General features: G+C 56.1%; 9 protein-coding genes. 3 read left to right on the top strand and 6 right to left on the bottom strand.

The features are described from left to right. Positions 1 to 96 precede the first annotated feature (96 nt). A complete protein-coding gene (locus FEE99_RS08155; protein ID WP_143979030.1) occupies positions 97 to 2760 on the top strand; it encodes an ATP-binding domain-containing protein in 2664 nt (887 codons plus the stop codon). A 516-nt stretch (positions 2761 to 3276) separates the two neighbouring features. Here FEE99_RS08155 and FEE99_RS08150 read toward each other — a convergent pair. Together FEE99_RS08150 and FEE99_RS08145 are read right to left on the bottom strand one after the other, a co-directional pair. Further along, positions 3277 to 3945: an inovirus Gp2 family protein gene (locus tag FEE99_RS08150; RefSeq protein ID WP_143979031.1), complete on the bottom strand. Its 669-nt coding sequence runs from the start codon at positions 3943 to 3945 to the stop codon at positions 3277 to 3279. 372 nt (positions 3946 to 4317) lie between these two features. After that, positions 4318 to 4548, bottom strand: a complete 231-nt coding sequence (locus FEE99_RS08145; RefSeq protein WP_143979032.1) for a helix-turn-helix transcriptional regulator — start codon at positions 4546 to 4548, stop codon at positions 4318 to 4320. Between the two features lie 192 nt (positions 4549 to 4740). Here FEE99_RS08145 and FEE99_RS08140 point away from each other — a divergent pair, with 192 nt between their 5' ends. Both FEE99_RS08140 and FEE99_RS08135 read left to right on the top strand, forming a co-directional pair. Then, complete coding sequence (locus tag FEE99_RS08140; protein WP_143979033.1) at positions 4741 to 6426, top strand: YfjI family protein; 1686 nt, start codon at positions 4741 to 4743, stop codon at positions 6424 to 6426. A 540-nt stretch (positions 6427 to 6966) separates the two neighbouring features. Beyond that, the gene (locus FEE99_RS08135; protein WP_143979034.1) at positions 6967 to 7191 is read left to right on the top strand and encodes a hypothetical protein; all 225 of its coding nucleotides are present in this window, start codon (positions 6967 to 6969) and stop codon (positions 7189 to 7191) included. 45 nt (positions 7192 to 7236) lie between these two features. Here the strand turns inward: FEE99_RS08135 and FEE99_RS08130 are convergent, their stop codons facing one another. Genes FEE99_RS08130 through FEE99_RS08115 form a run of 4 tightly spaced genes read right to left on the bottom strand, consistent with a single transcriptional unit; the run spans position 7237 to position 10528 of the window. Continuing rightward, positions 7237 to 8118 (bottom strand): glycine betaine ABC transporter substrate-binding protein, encoded by an 882-nt coding sequence (locus FEE99_RS08130; RefSeq protein WP_236169279.1) that lies wholly within the window; start codon positions 8116 to 8118, stop codon positions 7237 to 7239. A 54-nt stretch (positions 8119 to 8172) separates the two neighbouring features. Then, on the bottom strand, positions 8173 to 8841 hold the full coding sequence (locus tag FEE99_RS08125) for an ABC transporter permease (RefSeq protein ID WP_041477903.1): 669 nt from the start codon (positions 8839 to 8841) through the stop codon (positions 8173 to 8175). A 2-nt stretch (positions 8842 to 8843) separates the two neighbouring features. Continuing rightward, entirely contained in the window at positions 8844 to 9842 is a 999-nt protein-coding gene (locus FEE99_RS08120) for an ABC transporter ATP-binding protein (RefSeq protein ID WP_041477902.1), read from the bottom strand. Then, entirely contained in the window at positions 9839 to 10528 is a 690-nt protein-coding gene (locus FEE99_RS08115; RefSeq protein ID WP_041477901.1) for an ABC transporter permease, read from the bottom strand. The genes FEE99_RS08120 and FEE99_RS08115 overlap by 4 nt, the downstream gene beginning before the upstream one ends. Positions 10529 to 10799: the final 271 nt, after the last annotated feature.

Genomic DNA, 10799 nt, shown 5'->3' with positions numbered 1-10799 from the left:
GGTCAGCCAAAGAACATCACCACCCTGAGCACTGGACACGGACTGTGACACGCCTGGCCGGCCAGGCGATGCCCAATTGAAACAAGGAGAGCTTCAATGAGTTTCAGTGATGCCCACGACGTTGCGACTGAGGCACTGGAAACCTTTCACAAGATTGAGGATGGTGCAGCGCGGCTTCTAGCGGCACGTAGCGGTGAGGCGTCCGACGCCCTGGCAGTGATCAACACGTTCACCAACACTGCAGCTGTAGCCAAAATCGCATCTATTAGTGACGCCACAACCAAATCGTTGCTCAGCCTCGTCCGCGAACCTGCAGTCTCACGTGTGGTTGCCGAGACTGACGAAGGCGAGGTGGTCACCTACTATATCTGCCGCACGACCAACATCACGGTCAAAGGGACAATGCTGGCGGGCTACCGTACACCTATCGGCCGTCTGGCCGTCTTCGATGTTGGAGAAAGTGTCGAGCTTGAGGTTGCTGGGAAGCAGAAAGGCTATCGTATTCTCGAAAAGCTGGAGCTGAAGCCTCTAAAGAGAGACGACGTTTGGGATGCCATCGATAGCATCTGGCGCCGCCAGCGTGCAACTCCACAGACAATCGCGTCCCTTCGAAAGCTCGTTCAGCCCGTCGACGACAATGCATTCCTTGCGATGCTGGACGGCGCATCTGAGGAAGAGAAAATCCGGGAGGGTGTAGTCCATGAAATACGCAGAGCCATGGCTTTGCGAGACCAGGCCATTCTCGACAAAATCCAGGACGAAATTTTCCGGCTGTCGATTGATCATCAGCTGATCATTCTCGGCCCTCCAGGTACCGGCAAAACCACAACATTGATCAAACGCCTTGGGCAGAAACTCGACGTGCAGGCATTAAGCCCAGACGAGCAACGGCTGCTTGGTTCATCGACAAACCGCCAACGCTGGATGATGTTCACACCCTCCGACCTGTTGAAGCACTACGTCAAAGAGGCATTCAACCGGGAGAATGTTCCCGCGTCTGACGATCACATCAAAACCTGGAACAAGCGTCGGCATGATCTGGCCAGGTCAACATTTGGCATTCTGAGAACCGGCAATAGCGGTAGCTGCATTCTCAAGGAGGATCGCCGCTACTCCAGCTTTTCGGTCAGTGATGATCCTCGTCAATGGTTTGCCGACTTTAAGGCGTATCACCAAAACCGTCTGCTCAGCTCACTCAGGGAGGGCGCTGGCCTCCTGAAAGATTCGGCGCCGAACCTCTCGGATCCAGTCGTGGAAGAGCTGCTCACCACGGTAGATGAACTGAGTCCCGAGGGGTTGCTCGGTGCATACGCGATCTGGAACAGAATCGAGGCGAGGATCGAGCCGCTGCTCAAAACCAGCCGCAAGACGACCGACAAGCTTATCCAGCAGCAAGGTAGCCTGCTCTACAACAGGAATAAATCTGTTTTCGTTGAGCTCGCTACCGTCCTCGAAAGCCTGGGGCAAAGCGAGGATGAAATCGAAGAAGGTGAAGAGTTCGACGACGACACTGGCACCGATGGCACGAGCACACCTAACCACACGGCGGAGCGCAGGGCGTTTCAGGCGTATCAGCAGTTCCTGCAGAGCCACGCGCGCACCCTGTATCGAAACGGCAGCCTTGGGAAGTCGAGTCGGGCAGCCCGGATTCGTGACTGGCTCGGAGATAGGGTTCCGCAAGCTGAATGGCTGAAAACGCTGGGTCGCGAAATGTGCTTCCAGAACGCTCTGCGGCGGTTCAGGAATGCGTGGAAACGTTACGTTCTGGAAGTCCCTACGAGCTATCGCGCGTTCCGCCGAGAGTGCCTCGCACTTGAACTCTATGACTACCAGAAGCCTGACACCCCCGCGCACATCGACGAGACCGAGCTGGACGCTATCCTGCTCCTGATGCTCCGGTCAGCGCGCGAACTCATTCGGCAGGAGTTCGTGAGACGATACCTTGATGATCCGCGCTTCACAGAGCTAGCCAAGATTTCTGACCAGTTCCTGCACCAAGTGCTGGTCGATGAAGCGACTGACTTCTCTACCCTTCAGCTTGCCTGTATGGAAAGCCTGACTGACCTGTCGACCGAATCGTTCTTCGCGTGTGGTGACTTCAACCAGCGAATCACCGGACATGGCCTGAAACGCATTGACCAGCTTGAGTGGATTTCCCCGCGCCTCAAGCCTCGGCGAATCAACACTGTCTACCGTCAAAGTCGGCTGCTGAACACCTTTGCTATCAAACTTCTCGATCTCATGCAGGGAGATACAGAAGCTGTCGGCACCCTGCCAGAGCACTCTAACCACGAAGGCGTCCAGCCCGTGCTAGGTGAGCACCTGAGTGAAGACGACGCGTCCACTTGGGTCGCGGATCGCATCATCGAGATCGATGCGCGGATGCGTTCCAAAGGTGAGAACATTCCGACCATCGCGGTACTGGTCACCTCAGAAGATCACGTCCGGCCGATGGCGGATACGCTTACCAAGAAGCTGGAACAGATCAGCCTGCGAGCCACTCCATGCGCGGACGGCCAATCTTTGGGCAATCAGTCAGACATCCGGGTATTCGACGTCCAGCACATCAAGGGCCTCGAATTTGAAGCTGTGTTCTTCGTCGGAGTCGATGGCCTCGCTGAGGCTAACCCGGGGTTGTTCGAACGCTTCTTGTATGTCGGGGCTACCCGGGCCGCCACCTACCTGGGCATGGTATGCCATGGGGAGCTGCCGGCAAGACTGGAAAATATCCGTCCATTCGTAGCCACGCACTGGTGGTGATCGTGGGTTAAGCCTGGCAGCCCATTTCCTGCAGGTGGGCTGAGAGGTCGCATTAACCTTAAGAGATGGAGCTGGGCATCAAAACAAGACGGTCATCGCTCATGGGCCCGGCGCATCGTAATGCCGCAGCCCATCGGCTCACGATCCTTGGGTTGCCTCTCACGTTTCAACCAGGCTTTCCTGCTTCTCCATCCACTCGATCATCAGCTCGCCCCATGCAATGTCAGCCTGCATAGCTGCTTTCGCATCGGTCGAGTCCCGCTTGCCATTTCAGTCCTCCATTGACGTCGAGCTAGATGTTATCCCTCACCGACTGCCGACACAGCGGGCCAGTGAAATCGGGCAGTTGCTACCGCATCAGTGGATGCCGGCCTGACTTACGCAAGGTGAGTTGGGCGGACGCTTACTTTGATCAGCCATCAGCGCTCGTAGTACCGCAACCTGCTAGCGCCGTAACTGGCAGGCAGCCTCCCGTAACGTGTTGATACGATGGAGCCAGACCTCACGGGTAGGCAATTAGCCCCTGCTGCTTCCGAACCCATGATGATTATCCCCGTAGGACTTCGTAGCTCCCTTGCATAGGTAGCTGGACCGCAGAAACAACTCCGGTAGCTCATCCATCTTGCCGTCGGGGACGTCCCGGTAGATTCTATACGTGGCATCGTCAGTGATATTCACCAGCCCACCGACTTGATCGACCGATAGCCGCAAAGCGCTGGCCCAAGCCTCCTGCAGGCGCGCAACGAGATTTCGCCTCGTAGATTGCAGCCGCCCCGGCCTGTGATAAGCATCATGATTCAGCAGGAATACCAGGTGGTAGTGCGGCCTTCCCTTCATTCCAACCTCCCTTGCCCAGGCATAACGGACCCTGCAACTACGAGTGTCCTTCTTTTGCTCACGCAGCTGACTGCGGTGGTGTTCGATCTTGGAGCCAAAGGACTCGATGAATCTGCTGATGACCTTGTTGGTATCTGCGTAGTTGGACAGATCGATATCCTTCGGCAGGTTTAGGTCCACCCTGAATGCCATGACCCTCGGATACTGGGCCAGTGCCAGCTCGATAACACGCAGGAGACGAAATAGGTACTCTTCTACAAATGGCCCCTTGCCGACCATCAAGGACAGACCACGGTAGGTCGGTTGGCGGTACAGGTGGAGGTTTGTGTTACCTGGATGACGAAGCATGGGTATGACTCCTGGGTGAGTTTCATACCGATCTTCATCATGTGGAATTTTTAACCGTTATCTCCTAGTGCTCTTGATCCCTCGCTAGATATGCAGTGGTCAGTGCCTGCAACCCGCATCAGCAACGCGGTGCACCCTACCGGTGGGAATAGCTAGTAAAAGCATAATACTCGTGCCGCAGATGATGCTCTCGACTGCACCGTGATCGCGGAATGCCTTTTCACGGCCACTCCGTGAATTTCTTCAGGGTATCTACTCCGGAAATAAACCATCGCTTTGCTCGGCCTACTGGGGCATCCGACGTGGGACTCCAGCCTACCTAGCATAATCGCCATGACCAGCCATAACTGGTCATGGCGGTTATGCTGGCTTTTAACGGGCCATGCTCAGGTGACCTGTAGACCTCACTGCAGAGCTCTCGGTCAGATCACGCTCCTCAATCCTTGCCAAGATCCAATCGTGCACCTCGCTCTCGACCCAGCCGACGCAGCGGTCGCCCAGAGATACCGGTTTCGGGAAGGTGCCTTCCGCGATGTATTTGTAGATGGTCGACCGGGCAAGACCTGTCGAGTCGATGACTTCCTTCAGACGGATGATTCGCATGAGCAGGCTCCTCTGTGGCTCAGAGGATGTGCAGGGGACGTATAAAAAAACCGCGCAGAGCCGCGATTCAATCCGCGTCCCAATCGAGCTGGGGAAATACATGCCCCACCTCATGCTCGTTAAAACCAGATAAGGAAGTAATTCAAATAGTCTGCTATTTTCGCTATAGGCTAGCGGAAATAGCGGGTAAAAATGATCAATACATATGATGAAGAACTTGAAGCCATTGGCAGTGAACCAATTACCTACCAGAACGGCTGGCCCTGTTTCCGCGAGCACAGCTTGGTAGAGGCCGCTGTAACTGAGGCTGCCCGAGAGCTGCAGGTTTCCCGAGAAATGGCAATGATGTGCGCCTTCGGGGCCATGGCCACCGCTTGCCAGAAACGTATCGATATACGAATGCCAACCGGACACCAAGTGCCAACCTCACTGATGCTGCTGACCATTGCGGACTCCGGTGAACGCAAGACCACCACACAGAACAATTTTTTCGAGGCGATTAACGACCTGAATGATGTAGCGCATCGAGCCTACGAGGTCGCCTTAGTGGAGCATCGGGTCGAACAGCAGCTATGGAGCACGCGCAAGAGACACCTGGAGCGTATGTACAGCAAATACGCAGCCCAAGACGACGACGCCGCCACGCGCGCAGCCCTGGAGACTGTCGCTGAGCATGTAAGAGCTGAACCGCAATCCGCCCGCTCGGGCAAGTTCCTTTATGAAGACACCACCCCGCAGGCCCTTGTGCAGATGCTTTACGAAAACACGCCCAATGGCTGCCTGCTGACTAGCGAAGCCAACAGTATTTTCAGCGGCAAGGCCTTGGGTGAGCTCGACAAACTCAATACTCTCTGGGATGGCAGCAGCGTTATCGTCGATCGCATTTCCAGAGAAGGCTTCATTCTCCAAAATGCCCGCCTCACCTTGTCACTAATGGCACAACCTAGCGTGATCGCGCGCTTCATGGGCAGGCGCGGGGAGGAGGCTCGCGGCACGGGCTTTCTCGCCCGCTTCCTGGTCGCCAAGCCCCGCTCAATGGCTGGCCAACGTACCGATCAAAAACTATCTGAACTGCCTCGCCTACAGGCCTTCAATGCCCGCATCCGCGAATGCTTGGCCCCCTCCGTTTCGCCTGATCGCCAAGTACTACGTTTCTCGGAGCCGGCCGCAAATCTCTGGTACCAGTACAGTCGGCAACTCGAACAACAAATGCAGGAAAACGGCCTATACCACTACGCTAAGGATCACGCTTCCAAGTTGCTGGAAAACACGAGCCGTCTGGCGGCCATCCTACATACGTTCGAGCGCACCTCAGACAGCGATATCGAGATCGACTACCTTACCCTGGAGTTCTGCTGGAAGTTCGCTCAGAACTGCTCAAAGCACTTCATCGAGCACTTGGCCAACGAGCCGCAGCTCGTGACGGATGCGAACCAACTGGCACACTACCTACTGAAAACCGCCCACAAAGAAAGCCCTCTCGCAGACAGACCTACAAACAGGAACAGAAACGACCCCTCACCCAACACGCGCCTCTCATCGACGCCACCTAACGATCTCATGACAGGGCAACGAACCACTTTCACACTAACCCAGGTAAAACAGTACGGCCCCAGTAGTCTCAGGGGACGGGCCAATACTGAGCGTTTGGAGGCAGCCATTGAACTGCTGACCAAGCTGGGACATATCGCCAAGGAAGGAGGCCGCTACCGGTTCCAAGAATCGATCCTGCTCAAAAGAGGAGAACCCGAACTGAAGAACGGCGAAACGCTCACTATCAAGGAGCTTCCTCTGTTCAGCGAACAAGAGTATTGGAAGCCTGAGGTAAGGAGCGGGTTTGGGGCTCAGCCGAGCTACTTCATCAAAATCCGCGATTAGCGGGTAAGCTGTAGCTGGAAAACATCCCCCTCGCTGAGCTAAAGAGAACCAGAACACAGACTGGGAGCTCCATGCGCAAGCCGGCACAGCAATGGGGAATCGCGCGCGATTGTCACGGTTATGCACGAGATTAAAAAATTAGAGTTAAAGGTTACGTTATAACATATACCAATGAGAGGCTTGGCGAAAACGGATCTGACCTCCAGATAGCCTTTGCATCAAATAGGAGCCGCCCCCATGAAAAATGGCTAACAGGTCCGACTCGAGCGGCGGAAAAAGAAAGCACCGACCTCAGCGGAAGCCGTTCACCCTGAGGAAGATATTTACGTGAGAAGAAACGTCTATCTAGTCCATTCAGCCCTCAGCGGTATGACTGGAAGGGATACCGCTGCAAGTCACCGAGAAATGAAAATGACACAATCTCGGAGGGCGACTTTCCTGCTCAGCCTCAGCGCTTCACTTACCAGCTAAAGCCTGATAAGTAGCAGAGAGGCGGTATAGCAATCGCACCCTATCAAGACGCCCCAGGGTACCAAGCAAATGTCATTGGCATTCCAAATGGCATTCCAGGCAAAAAACAAAACCGTCATTTTATTTCAATATCAACAACTTACTCTACCTGTTCAGATTACCCCGGCTCATTTAAAACGTCCATCGAAGTCTTTTCTTGGCTTGGAAGTCAGTAAATTTTGCTTTCAGCGTGACCGTCTCTTTTCACTCAACGGCGCAATCAGCGAAACCAGCTCACCAACAGTCCTAATCTGAACTGTCACGCTGAAACCCACTGTCACCCAACGCCACCGCTCCCAACTAAAGCAAACCGCTTTGTTGCAGAAACGCTTTAGACACCCCCTCAATAGCCTCCCGCCCCACATCCACCCGCGAATTCAGCCCCGCAATCGTCCCGTCATCCAGTTTGGAAGAAAGCGCATTCAGCAACTCCCCAACCTTCGGATTCGCCTCAAGCACCTCTGTCCGAACAACCGGCGTCAACGCATAGCCAGGAAAGAACCCTTTATCATCCTTCAACACCACAAACCCAAAAGCCGGTATCCGCCCATCAGTCGACAGCACCAACGCCAGATCCACCTGACCATCCCTAAGTGCCTGATAGGTCAACCCACCATCCATCCGCACAATATTCTTCCGCTCGAATTCAAACCCGTACTCCTCCTGAAGAGGACGCAGGCCATCGGGCCGGGAGAAGAACTCGGCATTCGACGCAAACTTGTACGATTTGCCCGCTTCAATGTTTTTTGCCAGATCGCTGATCGAGACGACGCCATCCTTTTCGGCGTCGACTTTGCGCATGGCCAGTGCGTAGGTGTTATTGGCCTTGGAAGGATTCAGCCAAGTGATGCCCTTTTGCGCGTCCAGTTCGCTGATCTTCTTGTAGGTTTCCTCTCCGCTGAGTTTGTCGGTGACTTTGTTGTAAGTAATCAGGGAGGTGCCGGTGTATTCCCAGTACACATCAACCTGACCGTTCTCTTGGGCCGCGCGCAGTACAGATGACCCTAGGTCCGCGCGTTTATCAACTTTGTAGCCGTTGGCGCGCAGCAGTTGTGTGGTCATTTCGGCGACCAGTTGCTGTTCGGTAAATTTCTTGCCGCCGACGACAATTGTGGTGTTGGCAGACGCGTTGCCGACAACACCGGCAACGAGACTAAAGCTGAAGATCAGACTGGCCAGCATTCGATTAATCATCGTGCACCTCATGTTATTGATTTAGGTGAAGGGTGTTCGGATTCATTGGCGGCCGGCCATGCGTAAGCCTCGGGAGACTGCAACGGTTTGAATCAAACCGCAGCCCAGATCGACGGCAATCGCCAGGAGCGCGGTCGATAGGGCGCCGGCGAGCATCATGCCGAAGTCGTTCAAGTCGATTCCGGTAAAGATCAGCTCGCCCAGTCCGCCGCCACCAACGAGGAAGGCCAGTGGCGCCGTGCCGACGTTGATCGCCAGTGCGGTGCGGATGCCGGCGAATATCACGTTGAGTGCATTGGGAATTTCGACTTTCCACAGCGTTTCTCGTGGCGTCATGCCCATGGCTTCGGCTGCTTCGACCAGATGCTGCGGCACCGCGCGCAAGCCTTCGTAAGTGTTGACCGCGACGGGAAGCAAGGTCGCGACAAACAAGCCGATGATGGCCGCCCCGCTGCCAACGCCGATCAAGCTCATGGCCAACGCCAACAGTGCGAGTTTGGGGATCGCCTGCCCCACGTTCAGGACCTGCATGCTGGCCATGGCATAACGCTGGTTCGCCGGGCGGCTCATCCACACACCCAACGGAAGCGCAATGGCGATAGCCAACACCCCGCTGACGGCGACGATCTGCAAATGCTGGACGGTCAGGTAGCTGATGTCACCCCAGTAGAACTGCAGCCCCTGCCAGAATCGGTTGAGTAAGTCCGCCATGGTCAGTGCACCGCCGGAGTGATGTTTTCAACCAGTCGCGCGAGGATGTCAGCCTGGTGCACATAGCCGACAAAGCGTCCGTCGCTGTCGTTGCACAGCGCCCAGTCCTGTCCGCGCCCGAGCAGTTGCGAGAGCACCTGGCGCAGGTCATCGCCCGGTTTGACGATCAGGTGCGAGTGCGCGGTGATGGCGCTGTTGCTGCCGACGATCTGCATGTGTTCGCGCGGCGCGATCTTGCTGACGACGTCCGCCGCGCGCAGCAGGCGCAAGCGTTTCATGATCCGATCGCCGCCCATGAAGTTCGCCACGAAGTCGCTGTTGGGTCGGGCGAGCAAATCATCCGAGCTGCCGAATTGCTGGATTTTGCCGTTGTGGAACAGGGCGACGCAGTCGGCCATCTTCACCGCTTCATCAATGTCGTGACTGACGAACAACACGGTCTTGTTGACGAGGCGCTGGATGCGCATGAATTCGTCCTGGATCACTTCGCGGTTGATCGGGTCGATGGCGCCGAAGGGCTCGTCCATCAGCATCACCGGCGGATCCGCAGCCAGCGCCCGCGCTACGCCGATGCGCTGCTGTTGCCCACCGGACAGCTCACAGGGATAGCGCTTGAGAAATTTCGCCGGATCCAGCGCGACCACTTCCAGCAACTCGGCGGCGCGTTTACGGCTTTTGCTCTTGTCCCAGCCCAACAGATTGGGCACCACGCAGATGTTTTCCTCGACGGTCATATTCGGGAACAGGCCGACTTGCTGGATCACATAGCCGATCGAGCGTTTGAGGGTGACGCTGTCCAGTTCGGACGTGTCGCGACCGTTGATTCTGATGGTGCCGGACGTCGGCGTGATCAGTCGGTTGATCATTTTCAGCGTCGTGGTTTTGCCACAGCCCGACGGCCCAAGCAGTACGCAGATCTGTCCCTCTTCGACATTGAATGAGACATCTTCTACCGCCGTGATAGCGCCGAATTGCTTGTTCAGGTTCTCGATCTGGATCACGTCGTCGCTTCCTTCATTCGGCCGGTGGCCAGTTTGTTCTTGTTCAAGCCGTTTGGCGTCAGCAGGCGCTGCAAGCCGTACAGCGCATAATCGGCGGCGATGGCGATGACACTGATGACGATCGCACCGGCCAGAAGCTGTCGGGTATCCGATTGCGCGATGCCGCGAATGATCAGGCTGCCGAGGCCGCCGGCGCCGATGTAAGCGGCGATGGCTGCGATGCCGATGTTGATGACAGTCGCCATCCTCACGCCGGCCATGATCAGCGGCACCGCAATGGGCAGCTCAACCTTGCGCAGTCGTTGCCCGGTCGACATACCCATGCCGATGGCGGCTTCCCGCAACGCAGGGTCGATGTTGGCGATCGCCGTGGTGGTGTTGCGGATGATCGGCAACTGGGAGTAGAGAAACAGCGCAATGACCGCCGGCACCACGCCGATGCCGTAGCCGATCTGCGAGAGCGCCGGAATCATCAGCCCGAACAGCGCGGCGGAGGGAATGGTCATCAGAACCGCGGCGAAGGCCAGGACCCAACGGCGTGTTCTGGGGTGCTGGGAAATGAAGATCCCCACGGGCACGCCGGTCAGAATTGCCAGCCCCACCGCTACCGCCACGATGAACAGGTGCTGGCCGAGTAGCAGACCGATCAGCCCAGGGTTTTCCAGAATGAAACTCAAGGTTTCCATGAGGGTTGTGCCTTCTGTACGTCATTGTTGTTTTTATCGGTCGCGCATCTGGAGTGAACGCCGTGTCTGGACGAAACAGTACCGCGCCCGTGCAAACACTCTGAGCTTGGAGTTCGACGATTTCTATCAAAAAATCGACGTGACGCGACCAGCTTGCATGAAGTGCAGCGCTTTGCAGTGATGGCAGATAGCTGTAGGCGCGGTCGTTAAATGAACAGGCTCGCCGAAGTCTTTGCTTCGCGGGCCGAGTCATTAGCTAGCTAGGGGATTT

It is taken from the genome of Pseudomonas sp. ef1, from assembly GCF_007293365.2.
In the GTDB taxonomy this organism is placed as follows: domain Bacteria; phylum Pseudomonadota; class Gammaproteobacteria; order Pseudomonadales; family Pseudomonadaceae; genus Aquipseudomonas; species Aquipseudomonas siliginis.
The sequence above is the reverse complement of the archived record's forward strand: the minus strand, read 5'-3'. Positions and strand labels throughout refer to the sequence as shown.

Excerpts from the sequence above, each read along its gene's own strand:
- FEE99_RS08145 (WP_143979032.1), bottom strand. The coding sequence starts at position 4,548 with ATGCGAATCATCCGTCTGAAGGAAGTCATCGACTCGACAGGTCTTGCC.
- FEE99_RS08115 (WP_041477901.1), bottom strand. The coding sequence starts at position 10,528 with ATGGAAACCTTGAGTTTCATTCTGGAAAACCCTGGGCTGATCGGTCTG.
- FEE99_RS08140 (WP_143979033.1), top strand. The coding sequence starts at position 4,741 with ATGATCAATACATATGATGAAGAACTTGAAGCCATTGGCAGTGAACCA.
- FEE99_RS08125 (WP_041477903.1), bottom strand. The coding sequence starts at position 8,841 with ATGGCGGACTTACTCAACCGATTCTGGCAGGGGCTGCAGTTCTACTGG.
- FEE99_RS08155 (WP_143979030.1), top strand. The coding sequence starts at position 97 with ATGAGTTTCAGTGATGCCCACGACGTTGCGACTGAGGCACTGGAAACC.
- FEE99_RS08135 (WP_143979034.1), top strand. The coding sequence starts at position 6,967 with ATGTCATTGGCATTCCAAATGGCATTCCAGGCAAAAAACAAAACCGTC.
- FEE99_RS08130 (WP_236169279.1), bottom strand. The coding sequence starts at position 8,118 with ATGCTGGCCAGTCTGATCTTCAGCTTTAGTCTCGTTGCCGGTGTTGTC.
- FEE99_RS08150 (WP_143979031.1), bottom strand. The coding sequence starts at position 3,945 with ATGCTTCGTCATCCAGGTAACACAAACCTCCACCTGTACCGCCAACCG.